General features: G+C 42.9%; 17 protein-coding genes. 11 read left to right on the forward strand and 6 right to left on the reverse strand.

The window, feature by feature from the left end; genetic code table 11:
* The first annotated feature begins 234 nt into the window (after positions 1-234).
* From ACS8FB_RS03445 to ACS8FB_RS03470, 6 genes are all read left to right on the forward strand, one after another.
* A complete protein-coding gene (locus tag ACS8FB_RS03445; protein WP_439261014.1) occupies positions 235-1,578 on the forward strand; it encodes a glutamine synthetase family protein in 1,344 nt (447 codons plus the stop codon).
* 1 nt (position 1,579) lies between these two features.
* Positions 1,580-2,950: an NAD(P)/FAD-dependent oxidoreductase gene (locus ACS8FB_RS03450; RefSeq protein ID WP_439261015.1), complete on the forward strand. Its 1,371-nt coding sequence runs from the start codon at positions 1,580-1,582 to the stop codon at positions 2,948-2,950.
* 189 nt (positions 2,951-3,139) lie between these two features.
* Complete coding sequence (locus tag ACS8FB_RS03455; protein WP_439261016.1) at positions 3,140-4,633, forward strand: Na+/H+ antiporter NhaC family protein; 1,494 nt, start codon at positions 3,140-3,142, stop codon at positions 4,631-4,633.
* Between the two features lie 133 nt (positions 4,634-4,766).
* On the forward strand, positions 4,767-5,636 hold the full coding sequence (gene aguB, locus ACS8FB_RS03460) for an N-carbamoylputrescine amidase (protein WP_439261017.1): 870 nt from the start codon (positions 4,767-4,769) through the stop codon (positions 5,634-5,636).
* 82 nt (positions 5,637-5,718) lie between these two features.
* On the forward strand, positions 5,719-6,822 hold the full coding sequence (gene aguA / locus ACS8FB_RS03465) for an agmatine deiminase (protein ID WP_439261018.1): 1,104 nt from the start codon (positions 5,719-5,721) through the stop codon (positions 6,820-6,822).
* Positions 6,823-6,993: 171 nt separating this feature from the next.
* Positions 6,994-8,367, forward strand: coding sequence for an NAD-dependent succinate-semialdehyde dehydrogenase (locus tag ACS8FB_RS03470; protein ID WP_439261019.1), 1,374 nt, complete (start codon positions 6,994-6,996; stop codon positions 8,365-8,367).
* 79 nt (positions 8,368-8,446) lie between these two features.
* Here the strand turns inward: ACS8FB_RS03470 and ACS8FB_RS03475 are convergent, their stop codons facing one another.
* The 3 genes from ACS8FB_RS03475 to ACS8FB_RS03485 all read right to left on the reverse strand — a co-directional run bounded on the left by ACS8FB_RS03475 (position 8,447) and on the right by ACS8FB_RS03485 (position 13,198).
* Complete coding sequence (locus tag ACS8FB_RS03475) at positions 8,447-9,889, reverse strand: APC family permease (RefSeq protein ID WP_439261020.1); 1,443 nt, start codon at positions 9,887-9,889, stop codon at positions 8,447-8,449.
* A gap of 348 nt (positions 9,890-10,237) precedes the next feature.
* Complete coding sequence (gabT, locus tag ACS8FB_RS03480) at positions 10,238-11,500, reverse strand: 4-aminobutyrate--2-oxoglutarate transaminase (RefSeq protein ID WP_439261021.1); 1,263 nt, start codon at positions 11,498-11,500, stop codon at positions 10,238-10,240.
* Positions 11,501-11,722: 222 nt separating this feature from the next.
* Entirely contained in the window at positions 11,723-13,198 is a 1,476-nt protein-coding gene (locus ACS8FB_RS03485) for an NAD-dependent succinate-semialdehyde dehydrogenase (RefSeq protein WP_439261022.1), read from the reverse strand.
* A 273-nt stretch (positions 13,199-13,471) separates the two neighbouring features.
* On the opposite strand from ACS8FB_RS03485, the gene ACS8FB_RS03490 reads away from it, so the two are divergent.
* Complete coding sequence (locus ACS8FB_RS03490; protein ID WP_439261023.1) at positions 13,472-14,242, forward strand: IclR family transcriptional regulator; 771 nt, start codon at positions 13,472-13,474, stop codon at positions 14,240-14,242.
* An 18-nt stretch (positions 14,243-14,260) separates the two neighbouring features.
* Here the strand turns inward: ACS8FB_RS03490 and ACS8FB_RS03495 are convergent, their stop codons facing one another.
* Positions 14,261-15,496, reverse strand: a complete 1,236-nt coding sequence (locus tag ACS8FB_RS03495) for a CaiB/BaiF CoA transferase family protein (RefSeq protein ID WP_439261024.1) — start codon at positions 15,494-15,496, stop codon at positions 14,261-14,263.
* Positions 15,497-15,705: 209 nt separating this feature from the next.
* Positions 15,706-16,908, reverse strand: a complete 1,203-nt coding sequence (locus tag ACS8FB_RS03500; protein ID WP_439261025.1) for an acyl-CoA dehydrogenase — start codon at positions 16,906-16,908, stop codon at positions 15,706-15,708.
* A 217-nt stretch (positions 16,909-17,125) separates the two neighbouring features.
* Here ACS8FB_RS03500 and ACS8FB_RS03505 point away from each other — a divergent pair, with 217 nt between their 5' ends.
* A complete protein-coding gene (locus tag ACS8FB_RS03505) occupies positions 17,126-17,953 on the forward strand; it encodes an IclR family transcriptional regulator (protein WP_439261026.1) in 828 nt (275 codons plus the stop codon).
* Between the two features lie 179 nt (positions 17,954-18,132).
* Here ACS8FB_RS03505 and rtcR read toward each other — a convergent pair whose 3' ends face one another.
* On the reverse strand, positions 18,133-19,893 hold the full coding sequence (gene rtcR / locus ACS8FB_RS03510; RefSeq protein WP_439261027.1) for an RNA repair transcriptional activator RtcR: 1,761 nt from the start codon (positions 19,891-19,893) through the stop codon (positions 18,133-18,135).
* A 123-nt stretch (positions 19,894-20,016) separates the two neighbouring features.
* On the opposite strand from rtcR, the gene ACS8FB_RS03515 reads away from it, so the two are divergent.
* From ACS8FB_RS03515 to ACS8FB_RS03525, 3 genes are all read left to right on the forward strand, one after another.
* Entirely contained in the window at positions 20,017-20,157 is a 141-nt protein-coding gene (locus ACS8FB_RS03515; protein ID WP_439261028.1) for a hypothetical protein, read from the forward strand.
* Positions 20,158-20,742: 585 nt separating this feature from the next.
* Positions 20,743-21,975: an RtcB family protein gene (locus ACS8FB_RS03520; protein WP_439261029.1), complete on the forward strand. Its 1,233-nt coding sequence runs from the start codon at positions 20,743-20,745 to the stop codon at positions 21,973-21,975.
* 39 nt (positions 21,976-22,014) lie between these two features.
* Entirely contained in the window at positions 22,015-23,646 is a 1,632-nt protein-coding gene (locus ACS8FB_RS03525; protein ID WP_439261030.1) for an LA2681 family HEPN domain-containing protein, read from the forward strand.
* The last annotated feature ends 36 nt before the right edge of the window (positions 23,647-23,682 follow it).

Genomic DNA, 23,682 nt, shown 5'->3' on the forward strand with positions numbered 1-23,682 from the left:
TGATAAATAGTGATGTAAAAAGACACTAAGGCATTAATATTATTGATGAAGATAAATAAAACGTGCTTAGCAGTAACTGGTAACGAGGCAATAAACTTTATTTATGACATCACTTATAGTCACTGTTTTATTTGAAATCTTCGATAACCTTTATAAAAAAGTGATACACAACAGCTACTAAAGGCTTAGTAGCAACAACTCAAAAAATCTTGAAAATCAATAGGAATTAGAGACATGACGACAACCAATGGAATGGTCGAATCTGCAAACAACACTGAATATGTCTATGTGGCTGCAGGTGATATTAATGGCTTACTTCGTGGTAAGCGCATCCCTTTTAGTCAAATGGAAAAAGCTCAGAACGGTAGCATCCGTTTGCCCTTGTCAATCTTAGGCGTCGACATATGGGGTGCTGATGTCATTGAGTCTTCTCAATGCAATGGTGATATAGATGCCATTGCTCGTCCTACAGGCCGTGCAGCATATCCCCTTCTTAACACTAGTGCACCATCATCTTTGCTACCCGTTTGGCTTTATACCGAAGACAACGAGCCTTATTATGGTGATGCTAGACACGTTTTAGATTACATCAGTAAAAAATTCAAAGAGCTTGGACTCACGCCAGTTATGGCAACGGAACTTGAGTTTTATCTGCTTGATTACACTGAAGGCGAAACCCCAAAACCCCCTATTCGTCCAAAAAGTGGGCTACGCCTGAATAAAACATCGATTTTAAGTATCAACGACTTACTACAATTCGATGAATTTTTAGATGAAATCTATGCTCAGTGTAAAAAGCTTGATATTCCTGTTGATGCTGCCTTGGCTGAAAATGGTTGTGGCCAGTTTGAAATCAATTTATTACATGTCGACGATCCATTAAAAGCTGCAGACGATGCCATTTTGTTTAAACAGGTTGTCAAAGCTGTCGCTGCACGTCGTAAACTAACCGCAACTTTTATGGCAAAGCCTTTTGGTTTGCAGTCAGGTAATGGCTTTCACGTTCACTGTAGTCTGCTTGATAAAGATGGCAACAATGTTTTTGATGATGGCTCAGAAGCTGGGTCAGATATGCTACGTCATGCGGTAGCTGGCCTTCTAAAAACCATGTCAGATTGCACCATATTATTTGCACCGCACGTCAACTCGTATCGCCGCTTTACTCCAGGGACACTGGCACCAAATAATATCTCATGGGGCTACGAAAACCGTACGGCAGCCGTACGTATCCCAGGCGGCGACTCTAAAGCACGCCGGATTGAGCATCGCGTGTCTGGTGCAGATGCCAACCCCTATTTAGTCTGTAGCGCAGTCTTGGCAGGCATGCTATATGGTATTGAAAACAAGCTTGAAGTCCCAGAACCCATCAACAGTATCACTTATGACGATAGTGAGCTTAAAACGTTACCTTTAGACTGGTTATCAGCCATTCGTAAGTTTGAAAATAGTGATTTAATCGACTCATTGTTCCCAAGTGAGATGATTGAGCTGTTAATCGCTGTCAAAAAACAAGAAGCCAAGCGCTTTGCTCAGCAAGTTACTAACCTTGAATACCTCACCTATTTACAGGATGTCTAATATGTCAAATAGCAATGTTACACCGCCTATGGAGCAAAATGCTCAGCCGAACAAGCCGTCTAATAATAAGCGCAATATTCCGCATTATTCAGACAAAGGGAAATATCCTGATAGCTATTATGCCGCCAGTCGTAATCCTAAGCCTGACAGACCGACGCTAAAAAATGACATTCAAACGGAGGTTTGTGTGGTTGGTGGTGGCTATAGTGGCTTATCAACCGCCCTACATCTGATCGAGACCGATCATGAAGTCGTCATTCTTGAAGGCGCGCAGATCGGCTGGGGCGCATCAGGACGTAATGGTGGACAAATCGTCAATGGCCTTAACGCCAGCCTACAAAAGATTCAAAAATCTTATGGTCAACAAAACGCAGACTTCGTCGGTCAACTAGTGACTCGCGGTGGCAAAATTATTCGTCGTTTTATCGCTGATTACAATATTGACTGCGATCTAAAAGAAAAAAACATCTTTGCAGCTCTAAACAATGGACAACTAAGGGACTTACAAGAAACGCATGCATTGTGGGAAAGCCATGGCATGCATGATCGAGAAATGTTGGACAAGTCTGGCATTCAAGAACACATAAAAACAGATGCTTATGTGGGCGGTGTCATTGATCATTCAGGCGGGCACTTTCACCCACTCAATCTAGCACTCGGTGAAGCCGCTGCTGTCGAACAAGGCGGCGGTACCATCTATGAAAATACGTTGGTCGTTGATATTGAATACTTCGATGACTCTATCAAAATCATCACTGAATTTGGTACAGTGACTTGTAAGCAGGCTGTAATTTGCGGCAATGCTTATCTAAATAAAGTCATTCCAAAACTGACGGATCGCGTCATGCCAGTATCAACGCAAATCATCGCGACCGAACCTTTGGGTGATTTGGCAGACCAACTGCTTCCAACCGATGTTTGTGTTGAAGATGTGCGCTATATTCTGGATTATTACCGTCTTTCTGCTGATAAGCGTATGTTATTCGGTGGTGGTACCGTCTACGGTGGTCAAGACCCATCTGACATTACAGCTAAAATCAGACCCAATATGAATAAGATATTTCCAGAATTGCGCGATGTCAAAATAGACTACGCGTGGAGTGGTAACTTTGCCTTGTCTTTTTCTCGTGTGCCCCAGCTGGGTAAATTACATGATCGCGTATTTTTCGCGCATGGCTATAGTGGTCATGGCGTGACAGGATCGCATCTATTTGGACAGATATTGGCAGACGCTATCAATGGCAAGACTGCAGAGTTTGATACGTTTACCAAGATACCATGGATACCTTTCCCAGGGGGCCGTGCATTAAGAGTACCTTATTCGATGATGGGATCATGGTGGTATGCCTTAAAAGATCGTACTGGCATGTAGACCAATAAGATAAATTAATAGATAATAGTTCATTTTTTAAATTTTTTGAGGATCGTTGTTACATTACACCATCACAGCAAAGGAGTGTTGTGATGAGCTTGATACCAGTAAATTCATAACTGTTATCAAGCATAAATTAAAGAGCATATTTTGTTCTATAAAAAATGAGGTTTTACAAGGAGTGTAACCATGAATATGAAGCTCAACGACGCTGTTGAAGGACTGTTTCATAACAAACGAGTGTTCTTAACGGTGGTAGTAGGTATAGCTATCTACCTTGCTTTCGTCTGGCTTTCAAGTACTCGAGATGCATCAGAATCTTGGGGTGCATTATCATTATTACCAACGCTACTAGTCTTAATCACTGCTATTGTCTCAAGACGCCCGTTTGAATCAATGATAGCAGGCTGCGTCGCCGGCCTGGTCATGCTCAATCCTTTTGATCTGGTCTCCCCCTTCGCTGACAATATCTCCATGGTTCTAGGTAATGAGACGATTATCTGGATCGTTTTGGTGTGTGGTCTTATGGGCGGGCTTATTCAACTGCTTGAGATCAGCGGTTGTCTAGATGGCTTTAGTGAATGGCTACAAAAGATCATCAAATCACGTAGACAGTCACTTTTGGCTACCTTTGCTTTGGGTATTGTGGTCTTTATTGATGACTATCTCAACTGTCTGGCCGTATCGACTTCTGTCAAAAAATTAACAGATGCGTATGGCGTATCGCGTGAAAAACTGGCTTATATCGTTGACTCTACAGCAGCGCCCATGTGTGTGATTGTTCCTATCTCTACTTGGGCAGTCTATTTTGCAGGCTTGTTGGAAGAAAATAACGTCGCAGGAGACGGCGCTGGTTTAGGGCTTTATATCAGTGCTATTCCTTATATGGCGTATGCTTGGTTTGCCCTTATTATCGTATTCTTAGTTGCAACTGGTATATTTGGCAACTGGGGACCAATGAAAAAGGCTGAAAAACGTGCACAAGCTGGTAACCCTGTACCTGAAGCCTTTGTAGAAGAGCAATTAATCTCAAACGTAAAAGCCAAACGTAAGCTATCATTCAAAGCCAATATCTTAAATTTTGCTTTTCCTATGATCTTATTGATCGTCTCAACCATCTACTTTGAAATTGATTTATTAAGAGGCGCGTTATTGACGTGCTTTGTGACGGTTCTTGTATATTGGGTACAAGGAATTTTGAGCTTTGAGACCCAAGTTGAAGCTATTTTTAAAGGCTTTAAGGTCATGTTATACCCACTCTCAACTGTAATTGGAGGCTTTTTTCTAAAAGCCATCAACGATGAGCTTGGCATGACTATGTATGTCATTGAATCCATCACACCATATATGACCATTATCATCTTCCCTGCTGTCATTTTTGCAGTCATGGCTTTTTTAACATTTGCAACGTCGTCAAGCTGGGGTCTATATGTCTTAGCGATGCCAATTGTCTTCCCAATCTCTATGGCGCTGGGGGTTAGTACGCCACTTATGATTGGTGCCTTGTTATCTGCCTCTTCATTTGGTAGTCATGCTTGTTTCTTTAGTGATTCATCATTACTAGCAGCACAAGGCGCTGGGTGTTCACCGATGCAGCATGCCTTTACACAGTTCCCTTACGCTATGCTAGGTGCGGTACTGTCTGTCGCAACCTTCTTAGGCTTAGGGTTTATGATGGCCTAGATATAGCATAGTGTTGTTATCAGACCGTTATACTATGGGCAATTACCGTTTGGTCATTGTCCATTATCAACTATTTAATATGGTTTTTTTGTCCGACCTTACTTCTTAGCTAATATATAAAAGGAATTAGATTATGCGTACTGTAACTGTTGCTGCCACACAGATGGCTTGTGGTTGGGATATTCAACAAAACATAGATACGGCAACTGACTTGGTTACCAAAGCAGCTAAGGACGGTGCCAATATTATCTTACTCCAAGAGTTGTTCGAGACGCCCTACTTTTGCCAAGTTCATGATTTTGATTATTTTAAACTTGCTACCTCTGTCGCAGATAATGCTGCCATCACTCATTTCAAAAAATTGGCCAAAGAGCTAGAAGTGGTCTTACCGATTAGCTTCTATGAAAAGTCGGGCAATACGTTTTTTAATAGTATCACCATAATTGATGCCGATGGCGAGATACTTGGCACCTATCGTAAGACGCATATACCAGATGGCATTCCCTATGCTGAAAAGTTCTACTTTACCCCAGGCGATACTGGCTTTAAGGTGTGGCAAACCAAGTACGCCAAAATTGGGGTCGGAATTTGCTGGGATCAGTGGTTCCCTGAATGCGCGCGTAGCATGGCATTGATGGGTGCTGAAATATTATTTTACCCAACTGCTATTGGTGATGAGCCAACACTAGATATCGAATCAAAGGGGCATTGGCAGCGCTGTATGCAAGGACATGCAGCAGCCAACCTAATGCCAGTGGTTGCATCTAATCGTATTGGCTCTGAGACCGTCACACAAAATGGTGCTGATAGCGTGATGTCGTTTTATGGTGGCTCATTCATCACTGATGGCCGAGGCGAGATAGCTCAAGAAGCATCAGCAGATAATAATGAAGTCATCAGCGCCACCTTTGATTTAGACAAACTTGCTCGTGAACGCCAAGAATGGGGCGTTTTTCGTGATCGCCGTCCTTCTATGTATGGCACGTTACTGACTCATGGCTAAGCTGCACGTAATGTCAAACTGTGACTGAGATAGGTTATACAAAATTGTTTCTTAAAAGATTACTGCTAACAAGGTGACTTATATGTCTGAACTCATTCAAGACTCAACTCCGATAGACGACGGTTTTTATATGCCAGCCGAGTTTGAGCCCTTACAGCAAGTGTGGATGATCTGGCCTTATCGAGAAGACAACTGGCGTCAAAAGGCGGTCCCTGCCAAAGCAGCTTACAAAGCGGTGGCAATGGCTATTAAGCCCTATTGTAAGGTTGCAGTTTTAGTCAACCCTGATGACTACCAAGCTTGTCGTGATAGTTTGCCAGCTGATATTGACGTCATCTCCATGCCGAGCAATGATGCGTGGGCGCGGGACATCGTACCGACATTTTTAATCAATGATGCAGGTGAGCTACGCGGCTGTGATTGGACGTTTAATGCGTGGGGCGGAGACTACGATGGCCTTTATGCGCCTTGGGATGACGATGATAAGTTAGCTGCACGTCTATGCGATTATTTGAATATCGAACGCTACCGTACCGAAGATTTTGTGCTGGAAGGTGGCGCGTTTCATGTCGATGGTGAAGGCACAGTATTGACCACACGTATGTGCTTGCTCAGTCCTGGCCGTAATCCCCATCTTAACGAAACTCAAATCGAGGACAAGCTGAACACTTATCTTAATACCCAAAAGGTGCTCTGGATTGATGATGGTATCGATCCTGAAGAAACCACAGGACACATTGATGATATCGCCTGCTTTTCTCGTCCGGGTGAGGTGGTTTGCTTGTTTACCGATGACCCCAACCATCCGTTTTTTGAGGCCACTCAAAAAGCCTATAAACAACTCTCAAACATGAAAGATGCTAAAGGCCGACGTCTAACAGTTCATAAGCTTTGCTGTACCCAAAAGCCAGTTACGTTGCCTGAAAACTACGATATAGTACAGTCTGATGATGCCAAAGCGCGCCATACAGGTGATGTATGTATTGCCTCGTATGCCAACTTCTTAATCTGTAATGAGGCCATCATTGTCCCGCAATATGATGATATTAACGACAGTTTGGCCATTGAACAGCTTGAAAAAATCTTTCCTCGTCATCAGGTAGTGGGAGTACAGACAAAAGAGATTGTTTTTGGAGGCGGTAATATTCATTGTATTACCCAGCAGCAACCAGCCCTTAAACGCTAACGCTTAAACAATAGTAATTTTACTAAAGACATTATGCTATTCATACAGTTTAATATGTTACTGTAATGGGCTTTACCATTTATCAGAACACTTATAAGTGGTGTAAAATTAAATTTTAAACGTTAATTGTTTGAATAATAATCAATATGGATTTTAACCAAAGGAATATTTATGAGCGACTATCAAGTTAGCAACCCCGCGACTGGTGAAATCGAAGCCACCTACCCAACAGCGACTGAGCAAGATATTCAGCATGCTATTGAACAAGCAGACAATGCTTATCAAGAGTGGCAAAAAACCTCTCTTAGCGAACGTAGTGCGATAATGAATAAAGTCGCTGACATCTATATTGATCGTCAAGATGAGCTTGCACGTATCGTTGCCAATGAGATGGGTAAACCTGTTGGGCAAGCAAAAGGTGAGATCGGCTTGGTCGCTGAAATTTATCGCTACTATGCAGACAATGCTGAGCAACTATTGGCACCGAATACGATCGATGTTGATCAAGGTTCAGCGTCTGTAGAAAAGTTGCCAGTTGGTACATTATTTGGCATTATGCCGTGGAATTACCCTCATTATCAGGTCGCACGTTTTGTCGCGCCGAACGTCATGGCAGGCAATACCATTATTCTAAAGCATGCGCCCCAGTGCCCGAATACCGCAGAAGTCATCGTTGATATCCTAAAAGACGCAGGCCTGCCTGATGGTGTGTATAACAATGTCTTTGCTACCAATGAGCAAGCGGCGACCATTATTGAAGACAGTAAAGTCCAAGGCGTCTCATTAACAGGCTCTGAGCGCGCAGGACAAGCAGTTGCAAAAATAGCGGGCGGCGCGCTTAAAAAGGTCGTTTTAGAGCTTGGTGGTTCTGATGCCTTTATTGTGGCAGCAGATGCTGATATTGAGCAAGCTGTTGAAGGAGCTATTGAGGGTCGTTTTGGTAACACCGGCCAAGCTTGTAATGCAGCCAAACGCTTAATTGTCGTTGATAGCGTATATGATCAGTTTGTTAAAGGCTTTACCGACGCGGTACGTGGAATGAGCCTAGCGGATCCGCATAATGAAAAAACTTTCATTGGACCGATGTCATCAAAAAGTGCAGCGCAGAATTTGCAAGAGCAGTTAGATGGCGCTATTAAAGCAGGTGCAACTGTGCTTGTTGAAGGCGGCATGGTTAAAGATAAGCCTGGCGCTTGGTTTGCCCCTGCTGTACTGACAGACGTTGATGATTCGATGGATGTTTATCGCGAGGAGCTATTTGGTCCTGTCGCGGTCATCTATAAAGCCCGTGATATCGCTCATGCTATCAAAATTGCCAATGATGTTCCGTTTGGTCTTGGCGCGTCCATTCAGACCCAAGATTCGGCTCTAGCAGCACAGATCGCTGAACAACTAGAAGTGGGTATGGTAACGATTAATTCACCGTCTGGCTCTGAAGCCAACACCCCATTTGGCGGTGTCAAACGCTCAGGATTCGGTCGCGAGCTTGGTACCCTTGGTATCACTGAGTTTTTAAACTATAAGTTGATTCGTGATAAATCGTAATTAATAGAGTCATTGTTTATACAAACAAAAAGCCTAACATTTGATGTTAGGCTTTCTTGCAATTAGAACCGTAACAAACTTATTTCTTGTAAGGATTCTCTTGTAACCACTGCTGATTGACAATCTTTAACTCTTCTAACTCAGCTGCCATGACCACTTTGCTCTTGCCTGGATTTTTGATCGACTCATAAGTGAAGAAAATGATACCTAATATGGTCCAGCCGACGAATATTGACCATTCAATTCCAGAGAGTGCCGATGGCATTCCGGGTAGATATAATACAAACAAGCCCAAACTGAGAATAATGGTAATCATACCGACAACTTTGCCTGCTGGAATCTTAAACGGACGTACCATATTAGGCTCGCGATAACGCAATACCAAAAACGATACTGCTACTAAGGTATAAGCAATGACGACACCGAAACCACCCGCTGTAACGATCCATACTAGCATCTTACGACCAAATAATGGTGCAAGCGTAGCAAGTCCACCGATAAGTAAGATTGCATTGATTGGTGTCTTATGCTTAGGATGCAGTTTACCCAAGAAGGCTGGCAGCATATGAGCTTTAGACATCGCATAAAGTAAACGGCTACCACCAATCAAGAAGGCATTCCAGCTCGACATAATACCAAGTACACCACCGATGACCAGTAAGACACCTGCCCATTTGCCTTGCCATGCGGTCTCCATTGCATCAGCAGTGCCTAAAGAGGATGTTTCAGCTAGCGCCAACGGTAGCGTCACGCCTACACTCCAAATGACCGCAACATACCAAATCACCGCGACAATTAACGAGACAATTAAGAATTTACCGATATTTGGACGGGTTAAGTTCATCTCTTCTGCTGCCTGCGGGATAACATCAAAACCTACAAACATAAAGGGAACCATTACGATAACGGCCATAATACCGCCAATACCACCAATGAACGCAGGCGACAACTCAGTGTTTGTCGTTTCAGGATTGAAGAGCAGTGCCCCTATAAACAATAGAACACCAACAATCAAAATACCAGCCACTGCTGTTTTTTGAAACCAAGCACTGACTTCCATACCACGTGTGTTCAGCCAAGTCACTAAAACAGAGCCTGCCATACCGACGCCTGCCCATGTCGCATAGACATCCCACCCTGCTACATTCCATAAATACCCTTGATTATAATTCGGTATCAAATACTCTACCACGGTAGGTAGAGCAACGGCTTCAAAAGCCACGACCGACAAATAACCAAAGAGCATACTCCAAGAGCATATAAAGGAGACATTAACCCCTAAAGCACGGTGGGTATAAGTGTGCTCACCCCCTGTAATCGGCATGGATGAGGTCAGCTCAGCATAGGTCACACCGATCATAACGACCGCAAGTCCACCGACTAAGAACGCGGTGATAGCGCCCCACGTCCCAGCTGAGACTACCCAACCACTAGCCAAAACGACCCAGCCCCAACCTACCATAGCACCGAATGCTAGAGCGATAATATCGACTACCCCTAACGATTTTTTCATTGCAGACATAACTTGCTCCTTGTCCGTGTATCATCCGTGTCAACCTTTTACGGTTAAGCTGGCTTGATTTGATATCTAAAACCTACCGCCTAGACTCTAATACTCATATTACTTGTTTGGTATTAGCGCAAGCAATGGCTTCTCATTACTGTAACTTAAAATATGAACTGACAAAAACAACAACGGCGTCTTGATTTACAAGACGCCGTTATAGAGCTTATATTCAGAATTAATACTCCAAAAGCGTCCTTGCTTTTATATCTATACCCTACCTTTTAACCAAACTAAAAATTTAGTTAAAACCGATACAATCGTTACGATATGTTTTAGCACAAAGCCCCTAAAACTGCGTAGCAATTAAGCGGTTAAAATACCTTTTATAATATCAAGACCTTCTTGCAATACTTCATCTTCAACTGTTAGAGGAACCATGACACGAATCGCGTTGCCATGCATACCACAAGACGCTAACAATAAACCTTGTTCAAAAGCTTTAGCTTTTAGGTTAGCTGTTGCATCCGTATCAGGTTTGCCCTCACTATCGATTAGCTCAAAAGCTAACATTGCACCTTTGTGACGGATATGACCGATACTGCTAAGGTTTAGATCTTTTAAGAATGCTTCGATTTTATCGCCAATCTCAACACTACGCTCAAGTAGGTTCTCTTCTTCAATGACTTCCATGACGGCCAGTGCTGCCACACATGCAAGCGGGTTACCAGAATAAGTCCCACCCAAACCGCCGACTTGCGGTGCATCCATAATATCAGCACGACCAATGACTGCAGAGATAGGGTAACCACCTGCTAAGCTTTTAGCGCTCGTCATTAGATCAGGCTCGACGCCTAGCTGCTCACTGGCGAACAAAGTACCCGTACGTGCAAAACCACACTGGACTTCATCAAAAATCAGTACAATGCCATGCTCATCACAAATTTTACGCAACGATTTAGCAAATGATGGCGTTACCTGATGAAAACCGCCTTCACCCTGTACTGGCTCAATGATCATCGCGGCCACTTCGCTTGGATCGATATCCGCTTGAAAAATCATCTCAAGACTATGTAGCGCTTGTGCTTCTGTGACGTTCAACTCTTCAGCTGGGAATAGCGCATGAAAAACAGGTCCTGGCATAGGGCCAAAGTTCTTTTTGTATGGAAGCACTTTACCTGTTAGGCTCATGCACATTAGCGTACGGCCATGCCAACCGCCAACGAAAGAGATAACACCTGGACGACCTGTTTTAGCGCGAGCAATCTTAATGCAGTTTTCAACCGCTTCAGCACCAGTCGTTAAAAAGAAAGCCTTGGTATCGCCACTGATGGGGGCTTTTTTGCAAAGTTTTTCGGCAAGATCTACGTAGCATTCGTAGTTAATCATTTGCGCGGCTGTATGCGTAAACTTGTCTAGTTGCTCATGGACACGCTGGGTGATTTTTGGATGGCTGTGACCAGTATTGAGTACTGAGATACCGCCTACAAAGTCGATATAACGATTACCTTCAACGTCCCAAACTTCAGAATTTTTTGCTTTTTCTGCGAAAATAGGAAACGCCACACCAAGTCCTGTTGGTAACACAGCTTTACGGCGCTCAAGCAATGATTGATTGTTCGTAGTCATAGGAATGTCCTTTTCTTTATTTTTACATAAGTGCCAGTTATTGAGTGGCGGTTATTGAGTAACGATTTATCTAATAAATACTAGATACCAAATTTTATTAATTTTATTTAACACTAAAATTCTTTAACGCATTGATCCTCAACTTAACATTCATCAAAAACTATGTAAGAAGCTGAGGATCAAAAAACTGACTGTTAAAAACCATATGCATCAGTCAAATCATTAACTGACGTCAGAGCACCAGTACTTGGTCACAACGTATTCTTCGATACCATATTTAGAGCCTTCACGACCAAATCCTGACTGCTTCACACCGCCAAATGGAGCTACTTCTGTAGAGATAAGTCCCGTATTATGACCGATGATACCGTACTCAAGACCTTCCGAGACGCGCCATGAGCGAGCATAATCTCCGCTGTAGAAGTAAGCGGCCAATCCGTAAATCGTATCGTTAGCTCTACGAATCACTTCTTCTTCGTCGTTAAAGGTAAATATGGTAGCGATAGGACCAAAAATCTCTTCATGAGCAATATCCATATCACTACTAAGATCAGTAATGACAGTCGGGTTATAGGTCAACTCTGATGCGCTATTGATACTACCACCAGCGATTAGTGTTGCGCCTTTATCCAATGCATCTTTGAGTAGTGCTTGTACCTTATCTAGTGCTTTTTTGTTGATCAAAGGACCGATATCCACGCCTTCCTCTAAGCCGTTACCAACGTTCAGTTCAGCTACTTTTTTGACAAACACATCCAAAAATTCATCTTTGATGCTGTCTTGGACATACACACGGTTGGCGCACACACAGGTTTGACCAGCGTTACGATATTTAGAAGCAATCAAGCCTTCGGCTGCTTTTTCAAGATCTGCGTCATCAAAAACGATAAATGGAGCATTGCCACCCAGCTCTAATGACAGCTTTTTGATAGTTGGGGCACACTGAGCCATCAAAGTACGGCCTACTTCCGTAGAACCTGTGAATGATAACTTATGAATACGAGTATCGCCTGTGAGGATGTCACCGATCGTTGATGATTTACCAGTAACGACTTGAATGACACCAGCTGGAATACCAGCCTGCTCTGCTAACGCACCTAAGGCTAGCGCAGAAAATGGAGTTTCAGTGGCCGGTTTGATAATCATCGTACAGCCTGCCGCTAATGCAGGTGCAGCTTTTCGGGTAATCATCGCAGCTGGAAAGTTCCAAGGCGTAATAGCCGCGCAAACACCAACTGGCTGCTTAAGAACGACGTGGCGCAGTTGAGATTGATTGGCAGGAATCACATCACCGTAAACGCGCTTGCCTTCCTCTGCAAACCAGCGAATAAAGCTATTGGCATAACCAATCTCACCGCGCGACTCGGTCAAAGGCTTGCCTTGTTCCGCGGTCATAATGATTGCAAGATCTTCTTTATTTGCATCAATGAGATCTGCCCATTTTTGCAATAATTCTGCACGTTCTTTTGGTGTTTTTGCAGCCCATGCTGTTTGTACGTCGTGCGCATAAGCGACAGCGTCATTGACGTCTTCGGTGGTAAGACTTGGAATAGTGCCAATAACGTCCCCACCAAAAGGGTTACTTACTTCAAGAGTGGCTTCATCACTAGCAGCATGCCATCCATCCTTAATCAAGCAGTGTTGCTTAAGCAGGTCTGGGTTTGACAACTGTAGAGTAGATTGTGACCGTTGTGACATTTTGACGCTCCTTGTCGATTGGACTAATGGCATATTATAAAGGTAGATAAAACGGTTATTAGTAGCTTTAATAATGAAATCGTTTTGATACGACTCTACATAAATAATTATTGATAACTGTTATATTGTTCAATATACTGAACATAGATTCTATATATGAGACATCATTATAAGAATGATGGGATCCATTTTGCAACCTTTATTCTCATTTTCATGACTATTTAATGCTTTATTTTTATTGTTTTTAATTTTACTCACCTTTATAGGTCACTTATGAGCTCAACCGCTGTTCCTGCATTAGACAAAACTTTTCAGATTTTAGATTTGATTACGGCAAGTACCCAGCCCTTGACAGCCGCTCATATTGCCAAAGAATTAGATCTTCCTCGCAGCTCAACCCATAATATTTTACAAAGTCTGCTCACCAAACATGTAATCTATAAAGACGCTGAAAATCGTTTTCATTTAGGTTCTTATTTAATGTACTGGGCGGGCAAATATGAGCAGCAGCAAGGTGTGATCCAGCTATTTAAAGACTTAATCGTACAGTATCCTGCCCTACTACAGCATACCGTCACGCTATCTAAACTGGACTTAGGAGAAGTGGTATTTTTGGCCTGTCATGAAGCCCCTGCGCCGCTCGGCTTTACCTTCCGTGCTGGGGTACGTGTGCCCGCCGTATTTTCGGCGACGGGCAAAGCCATGCTCTCAACCTTACCTATAGATACTATAGAGACGATATATGAGGGGCAATTTCCTAAACCGCTAACCCCAAATGGCGTCGACAACTTTGTCAGCTTTGCCGATGAGATGGCAGCTATTCATGACAGCCGTATTTCATTAGATGATGGACAGCTACGCGAGGGTATGTATTGCTTAGGTACTTATATTCGTAATGCCTCTGGTCACGCAGTCGCTGGCATGGCAGTCAGCTTTTTGCAAGTTGAATATGAAGCCAAACGCGCTGAGGTGAGTGCTGTTCTGATTGAGTTGGCCAAACAAATAGAGCAGCGCTTAGGCTTTATACCTTCACGCTCAGCCTAGCTTTGTTGTCCATTTTAACTAAACAATACCGTCTGCTTTGAGTTTGGCTATCATCTCGCTATCATAGCCAAGATCTGCAAGCGTGCTATCGGTATGCTCGCTTAGTCGCGGCGGCGGTGTACGATAAGTTACTGGAGAAGCTGATAACTTAATAGGGCTACCAAGCGCTCTTACCGGACTGCCTTGTGCGGCAAAATCAACAATCATCTCACGTGCTTGCGCTTGCGGCATCGCTAGAGCTTCAGCAATGTTATGAATGGCACCGCAAGGAATACCTGCCTGCTCTAATGCCTCTAACCAATACGCACGCGGCTGCTCGGCAAACTTCTTGACCAGCGCATCGCATAACAGCTCACGCTCTGCAACTCGGGCAGGATTGGTCATAAAGCGACTGTCCGTATGCCAATCTACGCCTAGCACGTCACAAAGTCTGGCAAACTGGCTATCATTACCACAGGCTAATATGAAATGCTCTTCACCTTGAGCTGCAAATACCTGATAAGGCACAATGTTTGGATGCTGATTACCCAGTCTTGGTGGCACTTTATCTGATGCCAAGTGATTCATACCGACGTTCGCCAGCATAGCCAGCGCACTGTCTAGCAATGCCACATCGACGTGTTGTCCAAGACCTGTACGTTGACGCGCTAACAGTGCCGCCTGAATACCAATGGTCAGCTGCAAGCCTGCAAACAAATCGACGACTGCGACGCCGACCTTATGGGGTTCACCATCGCTAGGACCGGTAATACTCATTAGCCCCGATAAGCCTTGAATAATATAATCATAACCCGGGCGCTTGGCATCTGGCCCTGTTTGACCAAACCCTGTCAATGACGCATAAATTAAACGCGGATTGTCTTGTTTGAGACTCTCATAGTCCAGGCCATATTTTTTGAGACCACCAACCTTGAAGTTCTCTACCACAACGTCACTATCAGCGATAAGCTGCTTAATGATAGTCTGTCCGGCTGGCGTGGTGATGTCGACCGTAAGCGATTTTTTATTACGGTTAATAGTTGCGTAATAAGCAGAAGTATCATCGCTAAACTTGGGCGGTGCCCAATGACGCGTTTCATCACCGATACCGGGTCGCTCAACTTTGATGACTTCTGCTCCAAGATCAGCGAGCACTTGTGTAGAAGATGGTCCGGCTAATACTCTTGATAAGTCGAGCACCTTGATACCATGCAGTGCGCCTTTCGCTGCATGGTCATCAGTTTGTGATATAGAAGGTTGCGATGTTGTATTCATGATATTCCCTTACCTTTTTAGAAGTATTGAGACGTTTATTATTCTAAGTGCTTATATCTTGCTACTTTGTTATTTCAGCTTATAAAAAAACGCACGCTAATGTTAAGCGCTGTGTTAAAGGCTAAACAGTAACGTACGTTAGTCGTTGAAAATTGATACTTAGCTATGACTTAATCAAAAGCTACTTATTACCTTGCTAGCGCTTTAAATTAATAAAACGCTTGAATACCAGTCTGCGAACGACCTAGGATAAGCGCATGAATGTCATGCGTACCTTCATAAGTATTCACTGCTTCTAGGTTCATGACATGGCGAATGATATGGAACTCATCAGAGATACCGTTACCGCCATGCATATCACGAGCAACACGAGCGATATCTAACGCCTTGCCGCAGTTGTTGCGCTTAATGAGCGATATTATCTCAGGCGCTGCATTATGCTCATCCATCAAACGACCAACACGTAGCGCTGCTTGCAAGCCAAGGGCAATCTCAGTTTGCATATTAGCAAGTTTCAATTGCACCAATTGCGTTGCAGCTAATGGACGTCCAAACTGTTTGCGGTCTAGCGTATACTGACGCGAGGCTTTCCAGCAAAATTCAGCCGCACCCATTGAACCCCATGCGATACCGTAACGGGCTTTATTCAAGCAACCAAACGGACCTTTAAGGCCACGAATATCTGGAAAAGCATTGGCTTCAGGAACAAATACTTTGTCCATGACAATCTCACCAGTCACTGAAGCGCGTAGTGAGAACTTACCTTCAATTTTCGGTGCAGATAGACCTTTCATACCTTTATCTAAGATAAAACCACGAATCTTGTCTTCATCATCCTTTGCCCAAACGACAAACACATCAGCGATAGGACTATTGGTAATCCACATCTTATTACCAGTTAGCTCATAACCACCATCAACAGCGCGTGCACGAGTTGACATAGACGCAGGGTCTGATCCTGAATCAGGCTCAGTCAAACCAAAGCAGCCGATATACTCACCAGTTGCAAGCTTAGGTAGATACTTCTCTCTTTGCTCTTCAGTACCATATTCGTGGATAGGATGCATCACCAAACTTGATTGAACACTCATTGCAGAGCGGTAACCCGAGTCTACTGCTTCAACTTCTTTGGCAATAAGACCATAAGCTACACTTGACAAACCAGCACAGCCATAACCTTCGATAGTCACCCCAAGCAGACCCATCTCGCCCATTTGACGCATAATATTGCGATCAAAATTTTCGTTGCGATTGGCCTCCAAAATACCAGGCATTAATTCTTTTTGAAAAAACTGATGCGAGCTTTCATTGACCATGCGTTCTTCATCAGTAAGCTGATCACGCAATAAAAAAGGGTCTTCCCAATCAAAACTTGGGCTGGCATTCGTTCGTAGGTTAGTAGGTGCTGACATATCGTACTCCTTTACTTAAGACGGCTTGTAAAAACTGTTCATCAACGTTTTATCAAAAACTACTTATATAACCAGCTAAATCACAAGCAAATTTTATTTGACAACAATTTTATTTGACAACCAAGTTCCGCTATGTGAAACTTGGTTCCATAATGTAAAACTATTTAAGCAAAATTTATCTCTCTTGTAAACCTTTTTGAATATATACGGTCAAAAAATGATAAAAAACTTGCCAAAACCGACGCCTTTACTAGTACGCACGAATAATGCCCTTGTGCAAAGCAAAGAGACAGAAGACAGACAGTTTGTCACGGCGCTTGGGCGCGGCTTGTCTATACTTGCTGCCTTTGAACAGCAAGAGCAGTTAAGTCATCAGCAATTGTGCCAAATGACAGCACTACCGAAAGCGACCATCACTCGGTTAATTTACACTTTAACCACGCTTGGATTTTTACGTATCACCGCCTACGGTCAGTATGAGTTGGGTAGTAGCGCAGTGCGATTAAGCGCTACTGCTTGGAGTCGTCATGATGTAGTCGCATTTGCTGAACCTTTGCTACGTCAGTTTGCAACACAAAACGAAGTGTCAGTGAACTTAGCCACAGAGATTGCAGGCGAAATGCGTTATCTTGCCTGCTGCCGTAGCCCTGCTCGCCTATCGGTCAATTTACAAGTTGGCTCAGCCGTACCTATCGCACGCACCGCCATCGGGCGGGCTTTTTATGCGGCAAGCTCACAAGAAAGACAGGCGGTTATCATTAGCAATCTACAAGAGAGTTTGTCTGTCGAAGATTATAACCATGCGCAAAGCACTCTAGCCAGCGCAGCAGAGCATTATGAGCAGTACGGTTATACTGTGTCTGATGGAGAGTTTTCTACTGACATATTAGCAGTCGCGGTTGGGGTGTTTGATGTCGCCACTGGGCAATATGCGTATTCACTCAATGCTAGTGTGCCAAGTGCCAACTGGGAAGCAGATGACTATGCTGAGATGATAGTGCCAAAGTTGCAGGCATTGGCGGAGCGGATTGGTGGTGGGGATTAAAGCGGTTGATATTTATCATCTTTAACGCTGTAAATCATTATTGAACCATTGGCATTAATCTTATAGCGATTACGAACATGAGCAATGTAAGGATCGCCGCCACAGATTTCATCGTGGATCACTCATAACTACTTCCTTTTATTTTAATATTCAATCAGCAAAAACAATGCTTTTAAACTCTACCCCAGCTCATCAAATTTAAGCCCGAATTTGAGCAAATACTTACGCAAACGATCACTATCATTGGGGCTTTTGAGCTTATCGCGGGAGTTGGCATATAAATAACGCCCCGCCGCCGCTTGGTTTTTATGGCTGATACACACCTCAATGACATACGCCAGTTGTACTGCGTCAAACGGATCAATCGTGGCAAGGGTTTCATTATCTAAATATTTATTTAGAATGTCATAACTTCCCTGCTCGACTAACTCACTATTAAAACCTGCTTGAATATTATTACTTAGGCTATTTTTAGTTGCGTCATTGCCTTTATCATTACTTAAACTATTCGAGCCATTCAAACCATCTACCAAACCCCAAATATTCATCAAGCGCGCGATCTCTGCTTGTACGTCTGTTTTCCGAATCACTTTACTTTCAGCCAGCGTTGTTAAGCGAATCATACTCGCGGTCAAATCACGAAAGTTACCTTGCCATGTCGCCTCAGAACTTGTCGCAAAGTCTTCGTATAATTGCCGCGCATCAACCGTAAAGCGGAATTGCTGTTGCTGCTCGCTACCCAAACGCGCCAGCTCATAGTCGATATTGGCAGGTAAATCCTCTAAGCGGTCTTTTAATGAGGGCAAAAAAAACGTCCAAGTATTGAGCCGTGCAAATAAATCCGCACGAAACTCTCCATTGGCAACTGCTTGTCGCAGGTCTTTATTGGTTCCTGCCATCAGCTGAAATGAGACACTGATCGGCGTATCACTACCCAGCGGATAAAAGCGCTGCTCCTCCAAAGCGGTTAGTAACATCGCTTGCTCATCAAGACCCAACTCGCCGATTTCATCTAAAAACAACAATCCGCCATTGGCTGATTTTAGCAGTCCCTCACGACTGGACGCCGCGCCAGTAAACGCGCCTTTGATATGACCAAAGAGTACGCTCATAGCGGTATCGCCGCGCAAGGTGGCACAGTTGACCTCGACAAAGTTATCAAGGGTATATTTGTTTTGCGCGCTGCTATTGGCTTTGGCTTTTTTAAGCGCGTAGATTTGGCTCGCCAATTGCGACTTGCCTGCCCCTGTTGCGCCTATTAAAAGTATTGGCGCGGTGGAGCGCGTCGCGACTTTTTCGATATCGGATATTAGCTTTTGATAAGCAGCGTTTTGGGTGACCAGATTGGCTTGTAAGGTTTGCCAATGTTGCTGCTTTTCGGCCTCAAAACGCTCACGCAAGCCATCGTAGCGTGAGACATCCAAATCAATCACTTGATAGCGGCCTTGCGGATCAGCTTGGTCGGGTCTTGGGCACGGCGAAGTTTGAACCAGATCGGCAGGAATAAACCCCGCCTCCACCAGTAAAAACCAGCAAATCTGTGCCACATGCGTGCCTGTGGTGAGATGTAGCAAGTAATCAGTATTATCTTGAAAATCAAAGCCTGTGGCAAAGTCATATAGCTCGGCATAGACATCGGCAAAGTCCCACGGGCTTGATAACGTCACATGATGAGCGATGACTTGTGTCTGCGGACTGACTTTGGCGATATCGTCTTTGACAATCTTAAACAGGCGCTTATCACGCTTGCTATATAAAACATGCAGCTCATCGACGAGCATATCATCGTGCAGGCATAGACTTACCGTCGGTCGCCAGCGTTGCCAACGCTTGTCATTAAAGCCGTTGTCTAAGGTGGTACCGAGAAAGCCGATGATGGCGGTTTTGTTAGGGATAGCTTGGTTAAGATGTTTTATATTAGACTGAGAGTTATTAGGCATATTTTTATTATAAGTCAGCTGCTCTATTGAGCTTTGTAAAAAGGGACATTCTGCTATAATCAAAGCAACCAGCTATCATTATAACCATAGCGTATAAATGCCTATTATAAATAAGGAACAAAAATGAGAAACCAAATCATGTATGGTCTATTAGGAGCCACATTACTGCTTGGCGCTTGTGCTGAGCCGCCACCAGAAGAAGCAGCGCCAGTTGAAGGACCGCCAGATACTGAAGTTGAGCCGGTAGAGCCAGTCGCTGAGTAATAAAACAGTATTAATAGTCTGCAAAACATTTGGCGAATGATTAATACTGTTTTTTATAAGGTTAAAACAAGCGTATTCTTTTTAGACAGTTACTTTAATTAGCTGTCTATCTTTATCAGCTGATCCATATCTAGCTCATCAGTCGCTTGCCCATCGTCAATGTAGTTATTGCCCCCGATAGCCATCTCATATAGTCCCAATACTTAAGCCAAACTGCCAGATGTTTTATTTGTAAATACAAAGTCCTGATTGGTTTCATAAGGTAACCGGATGATTATGTAGTATTGCACTCCGTGAGCCATCATCTACGCTACACCTGTCTCTAAACTACACACTTAAAAATATATTCAAATACTACTTAACTTTAATCTTACCTAATATATATTAAATTATATAACAATAGAATAATTTATATTTTTAAAGTTCAAAGCTATTTTATGAATATAACTCTTCTCAAAATGTAAAACTATTTTTCTTTTTATATCAGATACTTATAAAAATAATTCTAGGGAATAGAAAATTTGGCATACCCTTAGCACTATATAAAATAAGAAAAACAATTTTTACAACGCTAAGGAGCACGCTATGCAACCTACCACTCATAACATCATTCAAGATGGCGGAACCCCGATAAAACTTTGGACCAAGGGCGTGCCTGTTGATCCAAAAGCGCACGACCAATTGATCAAAGCCTCAAAAATGCCTTTTGTATATAAATGGCTTGCGGTGATGCCTGATGTGCATGTCGGTATTGGCGCGACTATCGGTACCGTATTGCCAACCAAAGAAGCGATTATTCCGGCTGCCGTTGGCGTCGATATCGGCTGCGGAATGATGGCAGTACAAACTACTCTAACCGCAAACGATTTGCCAGATAGCTTGCTTGGTCTGCGTACCGAACTAGAAAAAGCCATTCCACATGGTCGTAGTAAAACGCGTGGTCGCGGGTCACGCCGTGATGTTGGCGCATGGGCAAACCCTGATGATACCGTAATGAACGGTTGGGGAACGCTGGTTGATGACTTTAACTATATAACCCAAAAGCACCCTAAGCTTAAAAACACCAATAACCTAAAGCACTTGGGTACGCTGGGTACGGGTAACCATTTTGTCGAGGTGTGCCTTGATGAAACCAATCAAGTTTGGATCATGCTGCACTCAGGCTCACGCGGTGTGGGTAATGCCATCGGTCGCTACTTTATTGAGCTGGCACGTGAGGACATGCGCAAGTGGTTTATCAACTTGCCAGATAAAGATTTGGCCTACTTTGCCGAGGGTACAGAGCATTTCGATGATTACTGGTTTGCCGTTGGTTGGGCACAAAGATTTGCCTTTAAAAACCGTGAAATCATGATGGAAAATGCTATTAAAGCACTACGCAATATTGTTACCAAACCCTTCAATGCCCAAAGAAAAGCGGTGAACTGCCACCACAACTACGTGGCAAAAGAAGAGCACTACGGTGAGGAAGTATTCGTCACGCGTAAAGGCGCAGTACGTGCCCGCGTCGGTGAATACGGCATCATTCCGGGGTCAATGGGTGCCAAGTCATTCATCGTGCGCGGTAAAGGAAACGAAGAATCGTTTTGCTCTTGCTCGCATGGTGCAGGTCGTATCATGTCACGTACCGAAGCCAAAAAGGTATTTACGGTCGCCGATCAAATTGCACAGACTGAAGGCGTAGAATGCCGAAAGGATGCGGATGTGATTGATGAGATTCCAGCGGCTTATAAAAATATTGATGACGTGATGCAAGCGCAAAACGACTTGGTAGAAGTGGTACATACCTTGCGGCAGGTAGTTTGTGTTAAAGGATAGGTAGGAACTATTATTTTCTAATATCACAAGGATAAAATTATGGAAGATTCCATCCAGTCTAAGCTTATATATACAAACTTGCAGTTAGATAATGCATCTGAAATGATTAATAAAGGGCAGTTTGAACAAAGCTATAAGTTATGCTTATATTTAAAGGAGCTTCTAGAAAAAGTCCATGATCTCAGTGACCCTAGTTTTTCCTACGCATTTTTTAGACTTGCTGGACTATTTGTTGATTTAGGTAATAGGGATTCCAACCTAGAGTCTTCTCAAATCGGATTGGAAATAATGGAGTCTAATAGCTTTGAACACTGTTTAACTCGTGATAGTTATTACTACTGCTTAGCAAGCGCTAAAGGTAATTTGACTCAAAGTGATTCCAATAACTATTGTAAAACTGATGTCAGTAAGATAGAAAGATTTTCAGAAGTAGGATCATTACTTCTCAAAGCAACTATGATTCGTAGAAAAAATAAAGATGTTTTGTCGCCACAGGTCATGGTTAATATGGGAATAAATCTATATCTGCAGTATAGATTTTCAGAAGCATTAAGTTTGTTTGACAAGGTCAATTGTATGGGATTAGACATTCCAGAATCTTGGGTAAATCGCAGTGAATGTTTATCACTATTAAATCAGATTACAGAAGTATTCTCGATCCAACAATATAAAGAGGTAGCTCAAGGCTATTATCATGCTAGTGTTTCGAGTGAATTTCCTTATGACTGGCAAAATAACTTTTTCAATAAGGCTAAACACACGGAAAAAGAGATCGAAGATTATTGTTTGGATTTGGGTATAGATATAGAAGATGACAAACATTTAGACGAACAGGAATATCAATCTTTGTCAGAATATCGTAGATGGTGTTTAGATAATTTTTTAAGCCTTAGTGAACATGGTTTATATTGTAAGTGTCATGGAAGTGCGCGTGATAACTTGAATATCCCAGTGCCCACTAGAGCAGTTGCTGGAGATTTTATATTACCGATGGAGAAGGTATTAAATAGGCTTAAATCCGAATTTGGACTTGCTAGATTAATGTTGTATGAACATCAATCTGATAAGAAAGATAACGATATTGACGATGATGCTTGCTATGCGGAGCTATATGACAACGAGCTGCTAGGAACAAACATCGAAAAGCTTCGTACTGCTTTTCGAATTTGCTTTGGTATACTAGATAAGATAGGTAATGCCATTGCTTTGTTATTTGATTTACAACTTAAAACCAATAAAGGTAAAGTCAGGCCCTCATACTTTCATACCTTTTGGGAACTTGAAAACGAAGACAGACGTCAAAAGTTTGAAGCTTATGATAATGAAGGTTTGATTGGTTTATATAGCATAGCTTGTGATTTAAATCACAAGCTAGAAGGTGAGCTTAGTTTTTACAAGCAATGGCGAAATGCCTTGGAGCATAGTTTTGTATTTGTTTATGAGAATGAAAAACCTGAAGATATTGAAACCTCATTAGCCTATTATGAAGAACCAGTTTTTATTTCAGAGTCCGAATTTGTTGAGAGCGCCGAGCATGTCCTGCAATTGACACGTTCAGCCATTTTTTCCTTCGTCTTTGCAGTTAGGATCAAAGCCGAGAGGGAAGCTCTTAACAATATCCCTGATATTTTAATTCAAAATAAGTTTCTTGAACAAAAAAAATATACTTAGAAAATGAAGAATAAGAGAGTACCAAAATTAAACTTG

It is taken from the genome of Psychrobacter sp. 1U1, assembly GCF_051847535.1.
GTDB lineage: Bacteria > Pseudomonadota > Gammaproteobacteria > Pseudomonadales > Moraxellaceae > Psychrobacter > Psychrobacter saeujeotis.

What these genes read in the sequence shown, in the direction of transcription:
- ACS8FB_RS03500 (WP_439261025.1), bottom strand. Translation starts at nt 16,908, where the DNA reads ATGTCAGCACCTACTAACCTACGAACGAATGCCAGCCCAAGTTTTGAT.
- ACS8FB_RS03445 (WP_439261014.1), top strand. Translation starts at nt 235, where the DNA reads ATGACGACAACCAATGGAATGGTCGAATCTGCAAACAACACTGAATAT.
- ACS8FB_RS03495 (WP_439261024.1), bottom strand. Translation starts at nt 15,496, where the DNA reads ATGAATACAACATCGCAACCTTCTATATCACAAACTGATGACCATGCA.
- ACS8FB_RS03505 (WP_439261026.1), top strand. Translation starts at nt 17,126, where the DNA reads ATGATAAAAAACTTGCCAAAACCGACGCCTTTACTAGTACGCACGAAT.
- ACS8FB_RS03455 (WP_439261016.1), top strand. Translation starts at nt 3,140, where the DNA reads ATGAATATGAAGCTCAACGACGCTGTTGAAGGACTGTTTCATAACAAA.
- ACS8FB_RS03485 (WP_439261022.1), bottom strand. Translation starts at nt 13,198, where the DNA reads ATGTCACAACGGTCACAATCTACTCTACAGTTGTCAAACCCAGACCTG.
- gabT (WP_439261021.1), bottom strand. Translation starts at nt 11,500, where the DNA reads ATGACTACGAACAATCAATCATTGCTTGAGCGCCGTAAAGCTGTGTTA.
- ACS8FB_RS03525 (WP_439261030.1), top strand. Translation starts at nt 22,015, where the DNA reads ATGGAAGATTCCATCCAGTCTAAGCTTATATATACAAACTTGCAGTTA.
- rtcR (WP_439261027.1), bottom strand. Translation starts at nt 19,893, where the DNA reads ATGCCTAATAACTCTCAGTCTAATATAAAACATCTTAACCAAGCTATC.
- ACS8FB_RS03470 (WP_439261019.1), top strand. Translation starts at nt 6,994, where the DNA reads ATGAGCGACTATCAAGTTAGCAACCCCGCGACTGGTGAAATCGAAGCC.
- aguB (WP_439261017.1), top strand. Translation starts at nt 4,767, where the DNA reads ATGCGTACTGTAACTGTTGCTGCCACACAGATGGCTTGTGGTTGGGAT.
- ACS8FB_RS03490 (WP_439261023.1), top strand. Translation starts at nt 13,472, where the DNA reads ATGAGCTCAACCGCTGTTCCTGCATTAGACAAAACTTTTCAGATTTTA.
- ACS8FB_RS03450 (WP_439261015.1), top strand. Translation starts at nt 1,580, where the DNA reads ATGTCAAATAGCAATGTTACACCGCCTATGGAGCAAAATGCTCAGCCG.
- ACS8FB_RS03515 (WP_439261028.1), top strand. Translation starts at nt 20,017, where the DNA reads ATGAGAAACCAAATCATGTATGGTCTATTAGGAGCCACATTACTGCTT.
- ACS8FB_RS03475 (WP_439261020.1), bottom strand. Translation starts at nt 9,889, where the DNA reads ATGTCTGCAATGAAAAAATCGTTAGGGGTAGTCGATATTATCGCTCTA.
- aguA (WP_439261018.1), top strand. Translation starts at nt 5,719, where the DNA reads ATGTCTGAACTCATTCAAGACTCAACTCCGATAGACGACGGTTTTTAT.
- ACS8FB_RS03520 (WP_439261029.1), top strand. Translation starts at nt 20,743, where the DNA reads ATGCAACCTACCACTCATAACATCATTCAAGATGGCGGAACCCCGATA.